Here is a 22,004-nt window from a genome sequence, read left to right on the forward strand (position 1 = left end):
ATGCAACGGAGGGTTCGACGCGGGGGGCAAAATTGTTCAATTTACCGCAGTCGTACGGATGCCTGTGTGATCCGCCCCACATACGCGCCTTTTTCTTATCCCACCCGCGGCCGTCGGCCGCCACGATCCAGATCGGTAACATAATACTGAGATACTTCCCTGCGGAATGCCTGTCCGGCACAGGCGGCCCGGCCTCGTCCGGTTCCATAGCAGCCCTGCACGACGTATGTCTCTCCAGGCCGGCCTTTGGCTCGATTGCACCGCAAACGGATGCCTGGTCACCGGTAAATTTCTTCCGCCGGCCTATCACCTTGCACCGTTCGGATTCGGTTTCCGAGGATACCAAACCTAAAGGCTTGCCACGTAGATTTTTACGCTGACATCCACCATTGGCGGGACCATGAGCACGGCCGCGACGTCCTTTCCCGAGAGGAGTGCCGCTGAGGTCGCGGAGCTCGCCCTCACGCCGGAGGCGGCGGCCCCCGACGTCCTGGCGCGCCGGGTCCGCCAACGCCGCCAGATGTATGTCGGCCAGGTGGCGAGCTATTCGCTGGGCGCCTCGGTCCTGCTGCTCTACGCCTATGGCGGGACGGTCTCCATGGCCGTCCCATCGTTGTTCTGGCTCGGCGGCCTCCTGATCATCGGCACCTTCACCGTGCTGTCGGAAGCCGGCTTCGGCGACCGGTTCGAGGATCATTATCTCACCGTCTTCCAGATCTCGGCGCATATGGCGCTCCAACTGGTGTTCCTGCTCGCAGTGCCGACGGTCGGGGTCGCGTTTCTCGCCGTGCTGTTTCTGATCTTCGCGTTTGGCTCGCTGCGGATGACTACGAACCAGGCGATGGTCACCTGGGGCCTTGCCACCTGCGGGCTTGGCTTGGTCTTCCTGGGCTCGGACCTGCCCATCGGACTGCCGGTTGCGACCCGTCTGGAGCGAGCCGCCTCGATGCTCTGCTTCGTGCTGGTGATCGGCCAGTGCGCCTTCCTCGGCCTGTTCGGCGCCACCCTGCGCAAGATTCTGTACCGGCGCAGCATCGAACTGAAGGCCGCCTATCAGCGCATCGAGGAACTGGCCGAGCTCGACGAACTCACCGGCTCTTACAACCGCCGCTGCATCATGCGCCTTCTCGACGTCGAGATCGAAAAGTCGCGGCAGACGTCGGCGCCTTGCGCGATCGCGCTGATCGATCTCGACTGGTTCAAGCGGATCAACGACGCCCACGGCCATCCCGTCGGTGACGAGGTGCTGCGCACCTTCGCGATCACCATTTTCGCCAATATCCGCCCGGCCGACTGCTTCGGCCGCTACGGCGGAGAGGAATTCCTGCTCCTGCTGCCGGAGACCACGGGCGACGCCGCGCAGCGCATGCTCGAGCGCTTGCGCAGCATCGTCGCCGATCTCGACTGGAGCGCGTTCTCCCCGGGCATGCACGTGACCATTTCAGCGGGCGTCGTGACGCTGCGCGACCTTGATACTGCCGACACATTTCTCGCGCGCGCCGACCGAGCGCTCTATTCTGCCAAGGCGCAAGGGCGCAATCGCATTGCAACGAGCTGACCAATCCATTTCCTCCCGGCGCGGCAGAAGCCGACGCCGGACCAAACGCTTCAGGACCGCCCAATGAGATCCAAATCCGCGAGATCATCCGAGAATTTGCTCAATGAGTTGCAGGCTGCGCTCTCGCACGGCACCGTCGCGCGCCGGGTCGAGACACTGCGCCGCGTGACCGATCTCTTCGTAGGCAACGCGGTGAATTATTCCGACGACCACATCCGCGTGTTCGACGACGTGTTCCAGTGCCTGATCGAGCAAATCGAGAGTTCGGCCAGGGCGTTGCTCGCCGACCGCCTCGCACCGATCGCGGTCGCGCCGCCGAACATCATCCGCACGCTCGCGCTCGACGAGGTCATCGAGGTCTCCGGCCCCGTGCTGTCGAAATCGGAACGGCTGGACGAGACGACCTTGATCGAGATCGCGCGCACGAGAGGCCAGGCGCATCTCAAGGCGATCTCGCTTCGGCGCGTGCTGTCGGAGGCTCTGACCGACGTGCTGGTGACGCGCGGCAACGGGGATGTGGTGCAGTCAACCGTCAGCAATCCGGGAGCGCGGCTCTCCGAGGGATGCCTCACCGACCTCATCACCCGCGCCGAACGCGACGACGACCTCGCCACCTGCATCGGCCTGCGGCCGGACTTGCCGCGTCATCACTATTTGAACCTGGTCGCCAAGGCGTCCTCGAGCGTGCGGAAAAAACTCGAGGCCGCGCATCCGGAGCTTGTGGAAGAGGTGTCGAGCGTGGTCCAGGAAGTGGCCCAGCGGATTCGCGCCGCCGCCATGACGAGGCAAACCGAGATGGCCCGAGCGCTGGTGAAATCGCTGCACGAAGACGGCCGTCTCAACGAATTGCAGGTCACCACCTTCGCCGAGCAGGGCAAGTTCGACGAAACCAATGCGGGGCTCGCCGCGCTGGCGGGCGTTGCGGTCGAGACTGCCGAGACCATGATGATCGAAAGCCGAACCGAGGGCGTGATGATCCTCGCCAAGGTCGCGGGCATGTCCTGGCCGAGCGTGCGAGCCATCATCGCCATGCGCGAGAAGCTTTCAGGCGGATCGCCGACCGACATGCTGATGCTGCGCGACGCTTACGAGGCGCTCCGCAGCTCGACCGCGCAGCAGGTGCTGCGCTTCCACCGCATGCAGCAGAGCACGATTCCGGCTGCGTGATGGCGGCTCGCTAGTAGCGCAGGACTTTGGATCCCACCACTGCGCCGATCACGGTCACCACCGCGGTCGCGATCGTGTACCAGGTCGCGACGAACAGCGGGGAATCGTCGGTGCAGTGCGAGGCGTAGAGCGTCGCGGCAAGGCCGGCCGATACCAGGCCAGCGAGCGCGCCGGCCAGCGCGGGATGCGAGGGCGCACCGTGGCGCAGGCCAAATAGCGCGCCCGCGAGCAGCGGTAGCGACATCGCGGGGATCGCGACCAGGCACACCCTGGAGTTCTTGCCCATCAAGCGCATCGTCATCGGCATGGCCGGCGCCATCATCGCCTCGCTGCCGATCCCAACCGCAAGCAGCCCGACCGGAAGCAGCAACAGCCAGCCCCAGCCGCGCATCAAGGCTTCGGGACGCGACAGATGCAGGCTGATGATGATCGCAGGGATCGCAAGCGACAGCGTGACCGCGAACTTCATGTCGAAGAACGGGTTGCGCATCGCGCTCATCACGTCGTGACGCACACCGAAGAACGTCGCGAAGATCAGGATCGACAAGGGCGCGGCCACCAGCAGGGCCATGGTCAGCATGGCGCCGACGCGCGGCGCGCGATGGGCGTTGTCGGCCGCGAGCGAGCGAATGAGTTGATCGGTGTCCATGACTAGTGGTCCCGCAGTTTGGCAGTCAGTGCTGCAAGTCCGCGATGCAGTGCGACCCGCACGGCGCCTTCGCTCATCGAAAACTTCGCCGCCGTATCCTTGATCGAGGCGCTCTCGACCGCGATCGACTGCAGCACGTCGCGCTGGCGCTGCGGCAGCGCATTGAGCTGGGCTGCGACCTCGCCCGCGGAGGCCGTCTCCTGCAGTGCCTCGCCCGGCAGCGTCTCGGCAAAATCGTCGATGTTGACGAAGACGCGCCTGCCGCGCCGCCGCAAGGCATCGATCAGCTTGTTGCGGGCGATCGCGAACAGCCAGGGCGCGAAGGGGGCCTCGCTGTCCCAAGTGTGCCGCTTCAGATGCACCGCCAACAGAATCTCCTGCACGATATCCTCGGCCTGGTCCGGAGGTTGCCCGGCCCGCGCCAAGCCGCGCCTCGCCGCGGCGCGCAGCACTGGCGTGACCACCCTCAACAGGCGATGATACGCCGCATCATCTCCTGCCATGGCCGACCGCATCAGGCCGGTCCATTCGTCCTCACGTCCGCGCACGCGCGCCCCTCACCATGCAATTCGGCCGTTCGTTCAATTTGTTACGCGCGATGCCCGCGATCACGAATTCGTGATCGCAACCAGGACCCCACGCTCGATACGGCCGGAAACGTCTGCGACGGCTCATAACACCGATCGGCTCGCCCCGCACCCGGCGCCGGCGACATCGCCCGGCTGCCCCGTTTTCGCCCGCTGTGGCCCGAAGATTCCCATTTTCTGCCCCGCTGTCGTCACGCCCCAGGGTCTCTGTTCGTTCCGGGACGGGCGGAATTGGGGAGATCGTCAACATGATCAAAGCCAGCGGGCGCGCGGCCCTGATCCTTGTGGCCGGCATTTTCTTGCTGTGGGGCGGCATGGCACAGGCCGCGCCGGACCAGGCCACAGGCGGCAAATCGGACAGCGCGGGCAAACAGGCTGACGCGGCAAAGCCGACCAAGCACCGGCGCCAGGAGTCGCGCCGCACCAACAGCGGCAAGACGGCACAAAAAACCGACGAAAAAGCCGACAAGAACGACACCTCGGCAAAGGCCGAGGAGCCGAAGGCCGATAACAAGGCCGACAATGACATGCCGGCTTCGAGCCAGATGCCGCCGGCGGTCGCCAATGCCAATGCGCAGCTCGCCGCCGATGCACCGACCGCGGCTGCGGCCTCCGCGATGACGGATCGCGCCAACGACAATGTCCAGGCGGCGGCCGATAATGCCAACGCCGCGGCTGCGGAGGGCCAGGTTGTCGCGCCCGATCAGCTCAACGACATCGATCGCGCCGTGCAACAGGACAGCCCGCCGCCGCAGAAAACGGTGATCGCCGCAACCGAGGCGCAGCCGCGGCCGGCACCGGTGATGGCGAGCAGCCAGCAGAGCTCGGCCTGGGACCAGAGCTCCCTGATCGGCAAGATCTTCATCGGCGTCGGCACGCTGCTGACGCTGGCCTCGGCCGCGCGCATGTTCATGGCCTGATGCCGGTTCCGCCGGGACGCGCGGACCGCGCGTCCTGCGTCCCGGCCCCCTTGAAGCCCACCGCGCCAGCGGGCACATTGCCCGCCCAATCAAAAGCGTGGGTGGAGCATGAGCACGTTCGAACACATCATCGTCGAAAGCAGAGGCGCGGTCGGCATCATCAAGCTGAACCGGCCGAAGATGCTCAACGCGCTCTCCTTCGGCGTCTTCCGCGAAATCGCAGCCGCCGTCGACGATCTCGAGGCCGATGAGGCCATCGGCTGCATCGTCGTGACCGGCAGCGAGAAGGCCTTTGCCGCCGGCGCCGACATCAAGGAGATGCAGCCGAAAGGCTTCATCGACATGTTCTCCGAGGATTTTGCCGCGATCGGCGGCGATCGCGTCGCGCGCTGCCGCAAGCCGACCATCGCGGCGGTCGCGGGTTATGCGCTCGGCGGCGGCTGCGAACTCGCCATGATGTGCGATGTCATCATCGCCGCCGACACCGCAAAGTTCGGCCAGCCCGAGATCACCCTCGGCACCATTCCCGGCATCGGCGGCACCCAGCGCCTGACGCGCGCGATCGGCAAGTCCAAGGCGATGGACCTGTGCCTCACCGGTCGCATGATGGATGCGGCGGAAGCCGAGCGTTCAGGCCTCGTCAGCCGCATCGTACCCGCTGACAAGCTAATGGACGAAGTGATGACGGCGGCCGAGAAGATCGCCGCGATGTCGCGCCCCGCGGTCGCGATGGCCAAGGAAGCGGTGAACCGCGCCTTCGAGACCACGCTCGCCGAGGGCATGAGCGTCGAGCGCAACCTGTTCCACTCGACCTTCGCGCTGGAGGACCGCTCCGAGGGCATGGCGGCGTTCATCGAAAAGCGCAAGCCGGTGAACAAGAACCGGTAAGGCCGGAGAGCGGTCAGGCTGGTGTCAGGCTCTGCCGCGTTCCTGCGGCCCCCTGTGACGAAGCTGCAACAAGCACGGATTACATGGGGGTTTTCCCCGCGGCAGTTTGCCTGCGGGACCTCGGCTGGTTAAACAGTTAAGAGGCCACCGTCGGCGGGGGCGGACAGCCGGGTTAAGCGGGATTACATGATTGGACTTACCGCCAGAGCTGGTCGCGTGATGACGCGGCATCAATCGGGCGTGGGTCCTGCGCTTGCGACATGGACCACGCTGGCGCTCTGTTGCGCCCTGCCCTCCGCTGCCTGGGCCGAAGCCTTGCCGGAAGCGCTGGCCAAGGCCTACCAGACCAATCCGCAGCTCAATGCCGAACGCGCGCGACAACGCGCCACGGACGAGAACGTGCCGCAGGCTCTCGCCGGTTACCGGCCGCAGATCGTGGCAAGCCTCAGCGCCGGCCTGCAATCGGTACGCAATCTGCTGCCCGACAACACGGTCCAGACCGGCAACTTGAAGCCATGGATCATCGGCGTCACCGTGACGCAGACCCTATTCAACGGCTTCCGCACCGCCAACAACGTCCGTGCCGCCGAACTGCAGGTCCAGTCGGGCCGCGAGGCGCTGCGCAATGTCGGCCAGGGCGTCCTGCTCGACGCGGTCACCGCCTACACCAACGTGCTCGCCAACCAGTCGCTGGTCGAAGCGCAGCGTTCCAACGTCGCCTTCCTGCGCGAGACGCTTTCGGTCACCCAGCGCCGCCTCAACGCCGGCGACGTCACGCCGACCGACAGTGCGCAGGCCGAAGCGCGCCTCAATCGCGGCCTTGCCGATCTCAACGCCGCCGAGGTCGCGCTCGCCATCAGCCAGGCGACCTATGCGCAGGTGATCGGCAATTCACCGTCCCAGCTTCGGCCCGCCGAGGTCGTCGACCGTTATCTGCCGAAGAACCGCGAAGACGCCATGACGATGGCGATCCGCCAGCATCCGGCGGTGATGGCCGCCAGCTTCGACGTCGATGTCGCCTCCACCAACATCCGCATCGCCGAAGGCGTGCTGCTGCCGAGCGCCACCATCCAGGGCAGCGCCAGCAAGAGCCGCAACAACGACCCGACGCTCGGCACCTTCGCCGAGGACCAGGCCTCGATCGTCGCCAACGTCACCGCGCCGATCTATGACGGCGGCCAGGCCGCCGCGCAGACCCGGCAGGCCAAGGAGATCACGGCGCAGAGCCGGCTCGTGCTCGACCAGGTGCGCAACCAGGCGCGCACGGCGGCAATCAGCGCCTGGGTTGCCAATGAGGGCGCCAAGATCGCCGTCTCGGCCTCCGAGTCCGAGGTGAAGGCCGCGACCGTCGCGCTCCAGGGTGTGCAGCGCGAGGCCGCCGGCGGTCAGCGCACGACGGTGGACGTCTTAAACTCGCAGGCCGATCTGATCCAGGCCAAGGCCCGCCTGATCGGCGCCAACCGCGACCGCGTCATAGCCTCCTACACGCTGCTCAGCGCCGTCGGCCATCTCGACGTCAAGACCTTGAGCCTGAACACGCCGGACTATCTGCCCGAGGTGCATTACCATCAGGTCCGCGACGCCTGGCACGGCCTGCGCACGCCGTCGGGGCAGTAGCTTCAATCATCTGGGCGGAGCCGATGAAAAGCCGCCGCATCCACCTGACCGGCGCTTCGGGCGCCGGCGTCACGACGCTCGGTCGGGCGCTCGCGGGCCGGCTTGCACTGCCGCATCACGACAGCGACGATTATTTCTGGCTGCCGACCGTGCCGCCCTACCAGACGACGCGCCCGCCATCCGAGCGCCTGCGCCTGATGCGCGAGATGTTCCTGCCGCGTCGCGACTGGGTGCTCAGCGGGTCCGTCACCGGCTGGGGCGAGGAGCTCGTCTCCTATTTCGATCTCGTCATCTTCGTGACCACACCGCGCGAGATCCGGATGAAGCGATTGCGTGCCCGCGAGACCACCCATTTTGGCGCCGACGCCGTCGCGCCGGGAGGCTGGCGCCACGATGAGACCGAGTCTTTTCTCGATTGGGCCTCCCACTACGAAGCCGGGGATCGCGAAGGGCGCAATCTCGCCAAGCATGAGGCGTGGCTCGCGAGCCTGTCCTGCCCGGTCGCGCGCGTCGACGGCTCACGCCTGCTTGCGGACCTTGTCGAGCAGCTATGCAACGAGGCACAGCGGCTGCCGGGCTGATGTGATACTCTCGCGGCTCCACTGCAAAACAACAAGAACAGGGAGTGAAACCGTGCTCAACCGACGCAGCGTCCTGCTTGCCTCCCTCGCCGCCGGAGTAGCCATGACGAACAGAGCCCGCGCCCGGGCCGCACAGCCTGCGACGCCGGTCAATTTCGACGTTCCACCGCACGCCTGCGACTGCCACACCCATATCCACGGCGATGTCGAAAAGTTTCCGTTCTTCGCCGGACGCGTCTACACGCCCGAGCCGGCCTCTCCGGAGGAGATGGCCGCTTTGCACAAGGCGCTGCATGTCGAACGCGTGGTGATCGTCACCCCCAGCGTCTACGGCACCGACAATTCGTCGACCCTGTTCGGCATGAAAGCCCGGGGCGCGACTGCACGCGGTGTCGCCGTGATCGACGACAAGACGCCGGAGAGCGCGCTCGATGCGATGCATCAGGACGGCTTCCGCGGCATCCGCCTCAATCTCGCGACCGGCGGCGTCAACGATCCCAATGTCGGACGACCGCGTTTCACCGCCGCAACCGAGCGCATGAAGGCGCGCGGCTGGCACGTGCAGCTCTACACCACGCTTGCCATGATCTCGGCGATCAAGGACCTCGTCGAGACCGCGCCGGTGCCCGTCGTGTTCGACCATTTCGGCGGCCTCGAAGCTTCAAAGGGCGTGGAGCAGCCGGGCTTCTCCGATCTCGTCGCCCTGGTGAAGTCCGGCAAGGCCTATGTCAAGATTTCGGGCGCCTACCGGTCGTCGAAGCTCGCGCCGGACTATCAGGACATGGTGCCGTTCGCGCAGGCCCTGATCGCGGCCAACCCGGATCGCATCGTCTGGGGCACCGACTGGCCGCATCCGGATTCGAGCCGCGTCGAGGGACGCAAGGCAACCGACATCGCGCCGCTCTACCAGATCGACGACGGGCGACTGCTCAATCAGCTTCCGGTATGGGCTCCGGATGCGGGTGTGCGCAAGAAGATCCTGGTCGACAATCCGGCGCGGCTCTACGGATTTTGATTCGCGACGCAGCAATCGCGTCATCGCAGCTCATTGCAGGTGGAACTCGACTCCACATCGCGCGGCGGAACCGCCGTAGCGAGAGCACGACATTGCAATGAGCGCAAAGCCGCCGTCGCATCACACGAACGTGTCTGCATTCAAGTTCCGTTTTCACCCTTTCGGTTGAGGCGACGATTTCGGTTCGCCGGTACGTACACGCACAGATTCATTTGTTTGTGCGGACGCATGTCTTTATCGCATTATCTTGCCGCGCTCGTCTCCGGCATTGCAATCGGGTTCACCGTCGCCGCTCCCATCGGGCCGATGGGCATGTTGTGCATTCAGCGCACCCTGACATCGGGGATGGCAACAGGGCTCGCAACCGGCTTCGGTGCGGCGACCGTCCATCTCACCTACAGCGCCTTTGCGGTATTGGGACTTGGTTCGCTTGCGCGGCCTTGGGTCGAGGCCAACGCGGCGGGATTCGGAATCGTCTCGGCGCTCACGCTGCTATGGTTCGCGATCCGGACACATCGATGTTCCATCGTGCCCCAGGATGTCGGTGAGATCGACAGAGTACATCTGACGCGTGCCTATCTCAGCGCGGTCGCGCTCGGACTGACCAATCCCCTGACGGTCATCCTGTTCCTGGCGGCGCTGCATGCGTTCTCCACGCAAGCCGCGGCGGCGCCGCTGATCGCAGGCGTCTTCGTGGGCTCGGCGGTCTGGTGGATGATGCTCAGCACGATCGTTGCAACCGCGCGGTCGCGGCTCACGCCTCGGATGCTGTCGCTGAGCAGCCGGTTCGCCAGCCTGATGTTGCTCGCGCTCGGCACCGCGATGCTGCTGCGGACCGCGCAAAGGATGCTGTAACGGGCGGCACTCAGCGCACGCGGCGCGAGAAGAATGAAATGAGGACCGGCAAGGTCACGAGGATCACGACGGGCGCCAGCATCATGCCGGTGACGACCACGACCGCGAGCGGCTTCTGGACCTGGGAGCCGATGCCCTCCGACAGCGCCGCCGGCAGAAGGCCGACCCCGGCGACGACGCACGTCATCAGCACCGGACGGAGCTGCAACTCACCGGTACGTACAACCGCACTCATGCGCTCCATACCCGCTTCGATGAGCTGGTTGAACTGCGACAGGATGATGATGCCGTCCATCACGGCGATGCCGAACAGTGCGATGAAGCCGATCGCTGCGGAGACGCTGAACGGGGTGCCCGTGATCAAGAGGCCCAGCACGCCGCCGAAGATCGCCATCGGGATCACGCTCATGGCCAGCAGCGTGTCGGTCATCGTGCCGAAATTGAACCAGAGCAGCACGCCGATCAGCGCCAGCGAGATCGGCACCACGATCGACAGCCGACGAATCGCGTCCTGGAGGTTGCCGAACTCGCCGACCCAGTCCATGTGCGAGCCGGGCGGCAGCTGCACCTGCTCGGCGATCTTCTGCTGCGCCTCGCGGATCGCACTGCCGAGGTCGCGCTCGCGCACCGAAAACTTGATCGGCAGATAGCGCTCCTGCTGCTCGCGATAGATGTAGGCGGCGCCGGAGACGAGACTGATGTCCGCGACCTCGCTCAGGGGAATCTGCGTGACGGTGCCGTTCGGCCCGGGCGCGCCGATCCGCAAATTGTGGATCGCCTCCGCGCTCCTGCGGTATTCCGGCGCGAGGCGAACGATGATCGGGAAGTGGCGGTCGCTGCCCGGCTCATAGAGATCGCCCGCGGTGTCGCCGCCAACCGCGACCTTGATCGTGGCGTTGATGTCGCCCGGCGCAAGGCCATAGCGCGCGGCCCTGGCGCGGTCGATGTCGATCTGGACGGTCGGCTGCCCGAGCGAGGTGAACACGGCAAGGTCGGTGACGCCCTGCACGGTCGACAGCACCTGCTTGATCTTGTTGGCGGTATCGGTCAGGGCCTGAAGATCGCTGCCGAACAGCTTGATCGAATTCTCGCCCTTCACGCCGGAGACGGCCTCGGAGACGTTGTCCTGGAGATATTGCGAGAAGTTGAACTCGACGCCGGGGAAGCGGTCGTCGAGCTGCTTCAGCAGCTCCGCGGTCAGCACTTCCTTGTCGCGCGTACCGGGCCACTGGCCCACGGGCTTCAGCGGCGCGAAGAACTCGGCATTGAAGAAGCCGGCGGCATCCGTACCATCGTCGGGACGGCCGTGCTGCGACACCACGGATTCCACCTCGGGCCGGGCGCCGATCAGCTTGCGCATCTCGTTGACGTAGGAATTGCCCTCCTGGAGCGAGATGGTTGGCGGCAGCGTGGCGCGGATCCAGAGATTGCCCTCTTCCAGCTTCGGCAGGAATTCGAGGCCTAGCAGCCGGGCGAGCGCGACCGTCATCATCACCAGGCCGACCGCGGCGCCGAGAACGATCCCGCGGTTGGCCACCGCCCAATTCAGCACAGGCATGTAGAGCCGGTGCAGGATCAGCATCACCCTGGTCTCCGTCTCATGGACATGCGCCGGCAGGATGATCGCGGACAGCGCCGGGGTCACGGTGAACGTCGCCAGCAGGCCGCCGGCCAACGCATAGGCATACGTGCGGGCCATCGGCCCGAAAATGTTGCCCTCGACACCCGACAGCGTGAACAGCGGCAGGAAGGCCGCGATGATGATCGCCGCGGCAAAGAAGATCGAGCGCGAGACGTCGGCAGCCGCGCTGAGGATGGCGTGGCTCTTCATGCCGAACATCGTCTCGGGCGACATATGCCCGGTTTCCGACGGCGGCGTCGTCTGCGTCAGGCGGCGGAAGATCGCTTCCACCATGATGACGGTGGCGTCGACGATCAAGCCGAAATCGATCGCACCGACCGACAGCAGATTGGCCGATTCCCCGCGCAGCACCAGGATGATGACGGCAAAGAACAGCGCGAACGGAATGGTCGCGCCGACGATCAGCGCACTGCGCAGGTCACCGAGGAAGATCCACTGCAACAGCACGATCAGCAGAATGCCGACCACCATGTTGTGAAGCACGGTATGGGTGGTGAGGTCGATCAAATCCTTGCGGTCGTAGATTCGCTCGATGCGTACGCCCGGCGGCAGGATGGTCGAATTGTTGATCTGCTGGACGAGTTGCTCGACGCGCTTGATGGTCGGCGTGCTCTGCTCGCCACGTCGCATCAGGACGATGCCCTGCACGATGTCGTCGGCCTCGTCGAGGCCGGCAATGCCGAGACGGGGCCTCTGCCCGACGGTGACGGTGGCGACGTCCTTGACCAGCACCGGATTGCCGCCTGTCTGCGCCACCATGGTATTGGCGAGATCGTCGATCGAGCGGATCAGGCCGACGCCGCGCACGACGGCCGATTGCTGGCCGATGTCGACGGTGTTGCCGCCGACATTGACGTTGGAATTGCCGACCGCCTGGAGCAATTGCGGCAGCGTCAGACCGTTGGCGACGAGCTTGTTGAAGTCGACCTGAATCTCATAGGTCTTGCTCTTGCCGCCCCACCCGGTGACGTCGATGACCCCGGGCACGGCGCGAAAGCGGCGCTGCAGAATCCAGTCCTGAATGGTCTTGAGATCGAGCACGCTGTAATTCGGCGGCCCCACGAGACGGTAGCGGAAGATCTCGCCGATCGGACTGAGCGGCGAGATCTGCGGCTGCACGTTGCCGGGCAGCGGTGCGAGCTGCGCCAGGCGGTTCAACACCTGCTGCAGCGCCTCGTCATAGGTATAGGCGAAGGAGAACTGAATCTTGACGTCGGAGAGACCGTAGAGCGAAATGGTGCGGATGGTCGTGATGTTCTTCAGGCCCGCAACCTGCGTCTCGATCGGGATCGTGATATAGCGCTCGATCTCCTCCGCCGACAGCCCCGGGCTCTGCGTCACGATGTCGACCATCGGCGGGGTCGGATCGGGATAAGCCTCGATGTTGAGCCGGTCGAACGCGATCAGGCCGCCGATCAGGACGGCGACGAACATGCCGACCATCAGGAAACGCCGGTTGACGGCAAGAGCGACGAGACGATCCATTCAGGTCTTCAATTTTCTTGGGTCGTCGATCAGCTGCCGGACGCCGCGCGGTCGATGAACAGGCTGCCTTTGGTGACGATCTGCTCGCCGGGCTTCAGATTGCTGGTGACCTCGACGAGATTGCCGTTGATGAGTCCGGTCTTGATCTGTCGCAGCTCGACCGACTTGTCCTCGCGCGCGACCCAGATGCGAACCTTGTCGGCTTCGTAGATCAACGCCTGTTTCGGCACCGCCGGCGCGGCGCGGTCGCCGGCCGAGTAGATCGTGACGTTGGCGAACATCTCCGGCTTGAGCAGGCCGTCCTTGTTGTCGATGGTGGCACGAACCAGCAGGCGGCGGGTGCCGGGATCGATCGCGGCGGCGACGTAGTTGATCCTGGCGGTCAGCGGCCGCCCCGGCAGCGCCATCACGTTCACGGTGATGTCCTGGCCGGTGCACACCGCAGCCGCGTCGGTCTCGCGCACGAAGGCGGTGAGCCAGACGGTGGAGAGGTCGCCGATCACGAAGACCGGATCGCTGGCGCCGGAATTGACGTATTGGCCGGGGCCGATCTTGCGCTGCACGACGGTGCCCGCGATCGGCGAATAGATCGTGATTTCCCGGTTGATGACGCCTTTCTCCTGGAACGCAGAGATGGTCTCGTCGGTGAACCCGAGGATGCGCAGCTTGTTGCGCGCGGCTTCCAGCGCCGTTCCCGAAGAGCGCATGTCGTTTCGCGCCTGGACCTGGGTCGCTTCCGCCTGCTGATAGTCCTTCAGCGGAATGGCATGGCCCTCATAGAGATCCTTGGCGCGCTTGAACTGGATGTCGGCGAGCTCGAGCGCCGACCTCGCCTTGTTCTGCGAGGTCATCGCCACGATGAAATCGTTTTGGGCCTGCACGGTGTCGGCGGCTTCGATCGTGAACAGCGGTTGTCCCTGTTTCAGCATCTCGCCCGGCTTGGCAAGCAGCTTGGTGACTCGTCCTGCATAGGGGGAGAACACCGGCGTCGAACGGTCCTCGTCGACCGCGACCTTGCCTTCGGTGACATATTCGGCCCGGAAGCTCTTGGCCTTGACCGGCTCGATCATCAGCGTCGCCCATTCGGACGGTGTCGGCGTGAAGGTCTGCGCATTCTTGCGCGACTGGCTCGAGATCTCGGAGTGTTTCTTTTGCTTAGGCGCCGCATAGGAGAAGCCGTAGCCCCCAGCACAGGCGAGAGCTAGTAAAACCACGAATGTGACCACCCGTCGTTTGGTAAGAACCTGCGATCGCTTGGTATCTTCAACCACCATGGAGCCCGGTCGTGTCTGCGACGATCTCGGCAAATGACTGCCTCATCGTCGCGCTAATAGTGCCGAATTCTGATTTCAGACAACCTAAAAAGCGCAGAACATCTCGCGGTCGACGTTAAAATCTCGCGACATGTCAGCTTCGTGTCAGCTTCGCACCGGCCACCGTGCCGGATGGCCGCCGAGCGGCATCGCCGGACGGCGCCATTGCGCCGGCGTTTTCGACAGCAATGCCGAATGACGCACGGCTTTCAACACACCGAAGCCGGATGGCATGCTCTCGATGAACCCAGCATGTACAGCCTCGCCCGTAAGATCCCGGGGGCTCAGTCCGCCCTCTAGCCGGCCGAGATCCCACAGCCATCGCCCGCTCTGCGCCAGCCCCACGCGCACGTGCCCGGCGGGGCTTTGCATGGCCGCTTCTCTCCCCTTAGTTTTCAGGACGATCCCACGTTCACAGAAAGGATTGCAATGACCGCCATCGATCCCCTCACCGCGGGCGCCGTGTTCGTCGCAACGGCGGCCACCGACGCGGTCTATGTGATGTTCACTTCGGCCGTGATCGCGCGCAAGCGAATGTCAGCGGCGAACTGGAGCGCGGTCTGGTACATGCTCTCTTCCTACGCCGTGATCAGCTACACCGAGAACGCCTTCTACGTCGCCTTCGCCGCGATCGGCTCCTGGGCCGGCGCCTACGCCTCGCTGACCTTCCTGCACCGACCGCCCGGCGGCCCGCCGGTGGGCGCGGCGCCGGAGTGAGGAGGCGGCGGCTCTCTCCACGTCATTGCGGGCACATCGAAGCAATCCAGGCTGTCTCCGCGGATGCGTTTCTGGCTTGGCTGCGCTCGCAACGACGAATTGGACAGTTCAGCATGTCTGCCGAAGCAGCTACATTCTCGGCACCAACAAGAAGGAGTTAAACAATGGATCTCGGTCTCAATGGAAAGAACGCCATCGTCCTCGGCGGCACACGCGGCATCGGGCGGGCGATCGCGGCAACGTTGGCCGGTGAAGGTACCAATGTCGCGGTGTGTGCGCGCAATGCGGAGCAGGTTGCGGCAACGGTCGCGGAGTTGAAGACGGGCGGAGTTAACGCCACCGGCAGCCCGGTCGACGTCACCGACGGCGCGGCGCTGAAATCCTGGATCGAGGGCGCAGCGAAGGAGCTCGGCGGCATCGACATGCTGTTCTCCAATGCCGGCGCGATGGCGCAGGGCCACGATCCCGCATCTTGGGAGCAGAACTTCCGGCTCGACCTGCTCGGCGCCGTGCATGCGTTTGATGCCGCGCGGCCGTTCCTTGAAGCCAGCGGCGACAGAAGCGGCGATGCCGCCTTCGTCATCATCTCGTCGATCTCGGCAGCGCAGGCGGACACGGCCAGCTCCTACGGCCCGATCAAGGCGGCGCTGATCCACATGGCCAAGGGGCTGGCGCGGCAATATGCGAAGAAGAAGATCCGCGTCAACGTGGTGTCGCCCGGCACCGTCTATTTCAAGGGCGGCGTCTGGGAGATGATCGAGAAGAACATGCCCGAACGTTACAAGGACGCGATGAAGCGTAACCCAACCGGCCGCATGGCGACGCCGCAGGAAATCGCTAGCGCGGCGGTGTTCTTGGCGAGCCCTGTGTCGGGGTTCACCACGGGATCGAATCTCGTCGTGGATGGGGCAATCTCGAACCGGGTGAATTTCTAGACACGGCCGGCTCCCGCCAGCTCCCTCATCCTGAGGTGCGAGTGGCGCGATGCAACAGCATCGCGCCGGGAGCCTCGAAGGATGAACGGCCAGGCTGGCAGCCGGGCCGTCGCCCTTCGAGGGCCGCTGAAGAAGCGGCCGGGGTGACGGTCAAAGATAGACTGCCGCCACGTCCCTCAATGAAAATCCCGTGACGGCGGCAGGATGCGGACGTTGCGGGGATGGCGGATCTTTTGAGCCGGCATATCCGTGAGCGCGCGCGGGTCTTCGTTGAGCGGCTCGACCACGGTCGCGCCTGCCGGCACCGGGTGATTGCGGCTCAGCGCATCGTTGGCGAGGCCGACCAGATCGTGCGAACGGTCGACCATGCGCTGGGCGATGAGATGGGTCACCTTCTCGGGGCTGCTCTGGATATAGCCTTCGACCAGGATGAGGCGCGCGCCCATCACTTCTTTCCGGTACTGCTCCATGATCTTGGGCCACACCACGACATTGGCGATGCCGGTTTCGTCCTCCAGCGTCATGAACACGACGCCGCTGGCGCTGCCGGGCCGTTGCCGCACCAGAACCACACCGGCGCAGCGGACGCGGCGCCGCTCGTTCTCATGGCTGATGGCCTTGCAGGCCACCACCCGCTCGCGCGAAAACATCTCGCGCAAGAATTCCATCGGATGGCCCTTGAGCGATAGCCGGATGGTCTGGTAATCGGCGACCACCTGTTCGGAACGCGGCATCAGCGGCAGCGGCTTTGCATGCTCGTCCGGCTGCTCGCGGGCGGTCGCCGCCTCGAACAGCGGCAGCGGCACGTCGTCGGGCAGCCGCCGCACCTGCCACAGCGCCTCGCGGCGATCGAGCCCCAGTGAGCGGAACGCGTCGGCATCCGCCAGCAGGATCAGCGCGCGCTTGGGCAGGCCGGTATCGCGGGCAAAATCCTCGAGCGAGGTGAAGGGCCGGCGCTTGCGCGCGGCAACGATGCGGTCGGCCCAGTCCAGCACTTCCTCCACATTGTCATTCCGGGGCGACGCGTCAGCGTCGAACTCTGATGCGCAATTGCGCATCTGAGAATCCATTCCTCCAGACGTATGCGGCCCGATGGATTCCGGGCTCGTGCCAAGTGGCGCGCCCCGGAATGACAGCTGAGAGCGCTTCAGTCTCTCCTCATCCTCGTCCAGCCAGTGGAATCCGTCGATCTGACGGAAGCCGAGACGCACCGCGCAATATTTGCCGCTTCCCTCCTCCAGCGTGTTTTGCGCGAAACTATAGGACACGTCGATGTCGCGGACCTCGACGTCGTTCTTGCGGGCATCGCCGACGATCTGCGCCGGCGCGTAGAAGCCCATGGGCTGCGAGTTAAGGAGCCCGCAGCAGAATGCGTCGGGGTGATGATATTTCAGCCACGACGAGATGTAGACGAGCTGCGCGAAGCTCGCGGCATGGCTCTCGGGGAAACCATAGGAGCCGAAACCCTTGATCTGGTCGAAGCAGCTTTTGGCAAAGTTGGCATCGTAGCCGCGCGCCACCATGTTGCCGATCAGCTTTTCCTCGTATTGGCCGATGGTGCCGACATTGCGGAAGGTCGCCATCGAACGGCGCAGGCCGTTGGCTTCCTCCGAAGTGAATTTGGCTGCCTCGATCGCGATGCGCATCGCCTGCTCCTGGAAGAGAGGCACGCCCTTGGTCTTGTGCAACACCTTGTAGAGCTCGTCCGTAGGACCATGCTCGGGCGCTGGCGAGGGATAGGTCACCTTCTCCTCACCGTTCCGCCGCCGCAAGTAGGGGTGCACCATATCGCCCTGGATGGGACCTGGCCGCACGATCGCGACCTCGATGACGAGATCGTAGAAGGTCCGCGGCTTCAGACGCGGCAGCATGTTCATCTGCGCGCGGCTCTCGACCTGGAACACGCCGAGCGACTCTCCATCGCACAGCATGTCATAGACCTCAGGATCGTCCTGCGGAACGCTCGCCAGCACCCAACGCTTACCCTTGTGCTGATCGATCAAGTCAAAACATTTCCTGATGCAGGTCAGCATGCCCAGCGCGAGCACATCGACCTTCATCATGCTGAGCGCATCGACGTCGTCCTTGTCCCATTCGATGAAGGTGCGGTCATCCATCGCGGCGTTGCCGATCGGCACATAGGTGTCGAGCCGGTCCTGCGTCAGCACGTAGCCGCCGACATGCTGGGAGAGATGGCGCGGGAAATCGATCAGCTCGGTCGCAAGCTCGACCGCGAGGTTGATCATGGGATTTTGCGGATCGAGCCCGGCCTGCCTGACCTGCATGTCGTTGAGGCCCTTGCCCCAGCTCCCCCAGACGGTGTCGGCAAGCGCGGCGGTGACGTCCTCGGTCAGGCCCAGCGCCTTGCCGACGTCGCGAATGGCGCTGCGCGGGCGATAATGGATGACGGTGGCGATGATCGCGGCGCGGTGGCGGCCGTAGCGACGATAGACATATTGCATCACCTCCTCGCGGCGAGAATGTTCGAAATCGACGTCGATGTCGGGCGGCTCCAGCCGCTCCTTGGAGATGAAGCGCTCGAACAACAGATCGACCTTGGTCGGATCGACCGAGGTGATGCCGAGCACGTAGCACACGGCCGAATTCGCCGCCGATCCCCGCCCCTGGCACAGAATGTTCTGGCTGCGCGCATAGTGCACGATGTCATGCACGGTGAGAAAATAATGCGCGTATTTCAGCTCGGCGATCAGCGCGAGCTCCTTCTTCAGGGTCGCGCGCAACTTGTCGTCGATCTTACCGCCGAAATATTTGTCGACGCCCGCCCATGTCAGATCCTCCAGATGCCCTTGCGCGGTCTTTCCCGGCGGCACCGGCTCATCAGGATATTGGTATTTGAGCTGGTCGAGCGAGAAATCGATCCTGTCCGCAAAGCGCATGGTCTCCGCGATCGCCTCGGGGAAATCGCGGAACAGCCGCGCCATCTCCCGCGGCGTCTTCAAGAACCGCTCGGCATTGGCTTCCAGCTTCCGCCCGACCGCCTCGATCGTGGTCTTTTCCCGGATGCAGGTCAGCACGTCCTGGAGAGGACGGCGTGCGGGATCGTGATAAAGCACCTCGTTGGTCGCGAGCAGCGTAACCTTTGCCTTCGTGGCGAGATCATCGAGCCGCGACAGCCGGCGCCGGTCATCGCCGCGATAGACCAGGCTCGCCGCCAGCCACACGCCCTCGGCGCGGCTGTCCCTGAGCTTTGCGAGAACATCCAGCGCCGGAGCCGGCTCGAAGCGATGTGGCAGCGTCAGGACCAGGAGCTGGCCTTCCGAAAACTCCAGCAGATCAGCAAAGGTAAGACGGCATTCCCCCTTCTCGATCCGCGTGACGTCGTCGCCGCGCTTGCCCCGAGTGAGGAGCCGGCACAGCCGACCATAGGCGGCGCGGTCGCGCGGATAGGCAAGAATGTCTGGCGTGCCGTCGACGAAGACGATACGCGCGCCGATCAGGAGCTTCGGCTTGTGCAGCACCTTGTCGTTGTCGAGCTCCTTGTAGGCCCGCACCACGCCGGCAAGCGTGTTGTGGTCGGCGATGCCGATCACAGGAATTCCCAAAGCGCTGGCCTGATGCACATAGGATCGCGGGTCCGAACCGCCGCGCAGGAAAGAAAAATTCGTGGTGATGCCGATCTCGGCATAAGCAGGCGTATTCATGCGAAGAGACCGTGCACATACCATTTCGCAGGAATGGACTTGCCTTCCTTGTTAATCAGCTCGTCGTAGAGACCGTCGCGAAAGATCCAGAAGCGCAAGCCTTCGGCGTTCTCGATACGGAAATAATCCCGCGTCAGCTGCTTGCCGCCCCGCCACCATTCCATGGCGATGCGCTCGGGCCCTTCCACCCGCACCACGGCATGCTGGGCGCGCCGCCAGGTGAATCGATGCGGCGGACCGTCAGGCACGGTTGCGAACGGCACCGTGACCAGTTCCGGCTTGTCGAACAGCCGCAAGGGGCGCAGCGGCGGTTCGCTCTCGACCCGTACAGGCCATTCGGCTTGCATGGCAGCGGCGAGATGATGCTGCGCCGGCGCGGCCAGCGCCGCACATTCGGGGATATGCGTATCCTGCGGCAGGTGCACGACGACGCGCTTTCCCCCGATGCGGGCGGCGATGCGATCGATCAGCGCGGCGAGCTCGTCATTGTCGTGGACATGGGCGTCGAGATCGCGCTGCTCCTGCACCACGATCTCGGTGCGGCTCGCCGACAGCCGCACCATGTCGAAGCCGAAGCCGGGATCGAGGGGATCGGCGAGCGCATCAAGGCGCTCGCGAAACAGACGGTCGATGACGGCGCTTTTCGTCACCGGACGGCCGGTTTCGACCGTGATCGCGCATACCACGCCGTCGGTGCGGAAGAACGCCGCCTCCAGGCGCCGCGCGCCCTTGCCCTGCTTCTCCATGGAGGCGATCAACGTGTCCGCAAGCCGCGACAGCGTCATCGCGATCATGGTGTCGGTCGCGATCGGCTCGGCAAAGCGCTTCTCCACGATGTAATCGGGCAGCGGTTTGCGCGGACTGATCGGCGCATCGCCCTGCCCCAGCGCATGCGCGAGCAGCGTGGAGAACCGCGCGCCGAACCGTGCCGTGATTTCGCCCGGCGCGCGCGCGGCGACGTCGCCGATGGTCTTCAGGCCGGCGCGGCGCAGGCCGGTGGTGACGGCCTCGCCCGCCCCGAGCGCGGACACCGGAAACCGATCGATCGCCGCCGCCTCTCCGCCATCGGGAACGACGCTGCCCGATGCCTGCCGCGTCAGCGTACGCGCACAGACCGACGTGCCGGCGATCGCCGCACCGACGGCAAAGCCCTGCCGGGCAAGCGCACGGACCAGCGTCGTTAGCAGCGCAGCCTCGCCGCCGAACAGATGGGCGCAGCCCGTAATATCCAGGAACAGCCCGTGCGGCGGATCGAGCGCGACCAACGGCGTGAAGCGGTCGCACCAGTCGGCGATGTCGCTGAGCGTCTTCGCATCGGCGGCAATATCGGCGTCGAACACACGCAAATCCGGGCACATCGCCCGCGCATTGGCCAGCGGCTGGCCGATATACAAGCCGAGGCGCTCGGCGGCCTCGTCCAGCGCATGGATCACCAGCGCGTTGTTGTCCTTGATGACGACGATGCTGGGTTCATCCGGCGCGCCGCTGCTCAACTGCAAAAACCGCTGGATCCGGTCGATGGGCAGGCGCGGCAGCCACAGGCTGAGAATACGTCGACGGCTCACTGAACTGGCACTCATCACATTTCCATTCCATGATCCACCGGCCGCACGGGCCATGACGATTGCGTAACAACTCGGCATCGAAGCGCGGCGCGCCCCAGGCACTCCACACCGAGCCCGGCGGCGAATGCGCCGCGCGCAGCATCCATCGCGTCTCCGCGGTCGACGGCAAAGGCTGCGCGGCCATGCGCAGCATCAGGCCGGTGACGCCGGAAGATTGCGCCGCCAGCGTCAGCTTGCGGCTCGCCACCAGATCGAACTGCCTGATATCGCCCCAGAGCTCGAGCACGACGGCGCCCAGCGCATCGCAGGCGAGCGCGTCGGCCGAGGTGCGCAGCGCGCTCTCGACATCGGCGGCGCGCACCATCACCATGCGGCGCGGATCAAGGCCGAGCTCGGCGAGGCCGCTCATCGACAGCGCGCCTGTCTCGATGTCCGAAAAATCCTGCCGCACCCACAGCAGCGGCTTACGCGCCGTCACGCGGCCCGCGAGCCCGGTGACAAAACCCGTCGCGGCGGCGCCCTGACGCCCCTCGCAAAACACCTCATGGATCGCCGCGCGCGCCAGCCCGCCCTTCAGCGCGCCGTCGGCCTCGTGATGGCCGAGCGCGACGCGGTCATGCTGATGCACGACCTCCGCCGTCTCGATGCGCTCGATCTGGCCACGCAAGATCGCAAGCGCGCTGCTACGTGCGCCGCTCATGCTCGCCGCTCCTCGGAAATTTGGTGCCGTGGTCTTCAAAAGAAGAACCAGCGGCTGGCTCATTTGTTCATGATATGTTCTAATATAAAGCTAACGGCGCCCGAAGAGTCAATCGAATTGGCGCGCCTAGGGATTCATGAGCGGAATC

The 22,004-nt window shown here is 64.9% G+C and carries 17 protein-coding genes and 1 pseudogene; 10 read left to right on the forward strand and 8 right to left on the reverse strand.

Features of this window, described 5'->3' with window-relative positions; all coding sequences use genetic code 11:
- Window positions 1-400: 400 nt before the first annotated feature.
- Window positions 401-1,558, forward strand: coding sequence for a GGDEF domain-containing protein (locus tag RX330_RS26185; RefSeq protein ID WP_317240388.1), 1,158 nt, complete (start codon window positions 401-403; stop codon window positions 1,556-1,558).
- Between the two features lie 63 nt (window positions 1,559-1,621).
- Entirely contained in the window at window positions 1,622-2,725 is a 1,104-nt protein-coding gene (locus tag RX330_RS26190; RefSeq protein WP_212081281.1) for a DUF2336 domain-containing protein, read from the forward strand.
- 10 nt (window positions 2,726-2,735) lie between these two features.
- Here RX330_RS26190 and RX330_RS26195 read toward each other — a convergent pair whose 3' ends face one another.
- Both RX330_RS26195 and RX330_RS26200 read right to left on the reverse strand, forming a co-directional pair.
- Window positions 2,736-3,374: an NrsF family protein gene (locus RX330_RS26195; RefSeq protein ID WP_212081280.1), complete on the reverse strand. Its 639-nt coding sequence runs from the start codon at window positions 3,372-3,374 to the stop codon at window positions 2,736-2,738.
- Window positions 3,375-3,376: 2 nt separating this feature from the next.
- Window positions 3,377-3,922 carry a sigma-70 family RNA polymerase sigma factor gene (locus RX330_RS26200; protein ID WP_212081279.1) on the reverse strand — a complete coding sequence of 182 codons (546 nt, stop codon included), beginning with the start codon at window positions 3,920-3,922 and terminating at the stop codon, window positions 3,377-3,379.
- 287 nt (window positions 3,923-4,209) lie between these two features.
- Between RX330_RS26200 and RX330_RS26205 the strand changes: the two genes are divergently transcribed.
- From RX330_RS26205 to RX330_RS26230, 6 genes are all read left to right on the forward strand, one after another.
- Window positions 4,210-4,881: a hypothetical protein gene (locus tag RX330_RS26205; protein WP_212081278.1), complete on the forward strand. Its 672-nt coding sequence runs from the start codon at window positions 4,210-4,212 to the stop codon at window positions 4,879-4,881.
- Between the two features lie 108 nt (window positions 4,882-4,989).
- Window positions 4,990-5,769 carry an enoyl-CoA hydratase gene (locus tag RX330_RS26210; protein ID WP_317240389.1) on the forward strand — a complete coding sequence of 260 codons (780 nt, stop codon included), beginning with the start codon at window positions 4,990-4,992 and terminating at the stop codon, window positions 5,767-5,769.
- Between the two features lie 219 nt (window positions 5,770-5,988).
- Entirely contained in the window at window positions 5,989-7,386 is a 1,398-nt protein-coding gene (locus RX330_RS26215; RefSeq protein WP_212081870.1) for a TolC family outer membrane protein, read from the forward strand.
- Window positions 7,387-7,409: 23 nt separating this feature from the next.
- Complete coding sequence (locus tag RX330_RS26220) at window positions 7,410-7,967, forward strand: hypothetical protein (protein WP_212081276.1); 558 nt, start codon at window positions 7,410-7,412, stop codon at window positions 7,965-7,967.
- Between the two features lie 52 nt (window positions 7,968-8,019).
- Window positions 8,020-8,982 (forward strand): amidohydrolase family protein, encoded by a 963-nt coding sequence (locus RX330_RS26225; RefSeq protein WP_212081275.1) that lies wholly within the window; start codon window positions 8,020-8,022, stop codon window positions 8,980-8,982.
- Window positions 8,983-9,210: 228 nt separating this feature from the next.
- Window positions 9,211-9,837, forward strand: coding sequence for a LysE family translocator (locus tag RX330_RS26230; RefSeq protein WP_317240390.1), 627 nt, complete (start codon window positions 9,211-9,213; stop codon window positions 9,835-9,837).
- Between the two features lie 10 nt (window positions 9,838-9,847).
- On the opposite strand, the gene RX330_RS26235 is transcribed toward RX330_RS26230, so the two are convergent.
- The 3 genes and pseudogenes from RX330_RS26235 to RX330_RS26245 form a co-directional block, all read right to left on the reverse strand.
- Window positions 9,848-12,964 (reverse strand): efflux RND transporter permease subunit, encoded by a 3,117-nt coding sequence (locus RX330_RS26235; protein WP_317240391.1) that lies wholly within the window; start codon window positions 12,962-12,964, stop codon window positions 9,848-9,850.
- Window positions 12,965-12,993: 29 nt separating this feature from the next.
- Window positions 12,994-14,238 carry an efflux RND transporter periplasmic adaptor subunit gene (locus RX330_RS26240; RefSeq protein ID WP_317240392.1) on the reverse strand — a complete coding sequence of 415 codons (1,245 nt, stop codon included), beginning with the start codon at window positions 14,236-14,238 and terminating at the stop codon, window positions 12,994-12,996.
- A 144-nt stretch (window positions 14,239-14,382) separates the two neighbouring features.
- Window positions 14,383-14,634 (reverse strand): annotated as a pseudogene (locus RX330_RS26245) (CoA transferase); the annotation flags it as partial.
- Between the two features lie 72 nt (window positions 14,635-14,706).
- Between RX330_RS26245 and RX330_RS26250 the strand changes: the two are divergent.
- Both RX330_RS26250 and RX330_RS26255 read left to right on the forward strand, forming a co-directional pair.
- Entirely contained in the window at window positions 14,707-14,994 is a 288-nt protein-coding gene (locus RX330_RS26250) for a hypothetical protein (RefSeq protein WP_317240393.1), read from the forward strand.
- Between the two features lie 164 nt (window positions 14,995-15,158).
- Complete coding sequence (locus RX330_RS26255) at window positions 15,159-15,929, forward strand: SDR family NAD(P)-dependent oxidoreductase (RefSeq protein ID WP_317240394.1); 771 nt, start codon at window positions 15,159-15,161, stop codon at window positions 15,927-15,929.
- Window positions 15,930-16,105: 176 nt separating this feature from the next.
- On the opposite strand, the gene RX330_RS26260 is transcribed toward RX330_RS26255, so the two are convergent.
- The 3 genes from RX330_RS26260 to RX330_RS26270 are packed head-to-tail and all read right to left on the reverse strand — an operon-like array spanning window position 16,106 to window position 21,856.
- Window positions 16,106-19,591, reverse strand: coding sequence for an error-prone DNA polymerase (locus tag RX330_RS26260; protein WP_317240395.1), 3,486 nt, complete (start codon window positions 19,589-19,591; stop codon window positions 16,106-16,108).
- Entirely contained in the window at window positions 19,588-21,171 is a 1,584-nt protein-coding gene (locus tag RX330_RS26265; protein WP_317240396.1) for a Y-family DNA polymerase, read from the reverse strand. Before RX330_RS26265 ends, RX330_RS26260 begins: the two co-directional genes overlap by 4 nt.
- Window positions 21,062-21,856 carry an ImuA family protein gene (locus tag RX330_RS26270; RefSeq protein ID WP_317240397.1) on the reverse strand — a complete coding sequence of 265 codons (795 nt, stop codon included), beginning with the start codon at window positions 21,854-21,856 and terminating at the stop codon, window positions 21,062-21,064. Before RX330_RS26270 ends, RX330_RS26265 begins: the two co-directional genes overlap by 110 nt.
- Window positions 21,857-22,004: the final 148 nt, after the last annotated feature.

Origin of the sequence: Bradyrhizobium sp. NDS-1 (genome assembly GCF_032918005.1) — a bacterium.
Lineage (GTDB): Bacteria > Pseudomonadota > Alphaproteobacteria > Rhizobiales > Xanthobacteraceae > Bradyrhizobium > Bradyrhizobium tunisiense.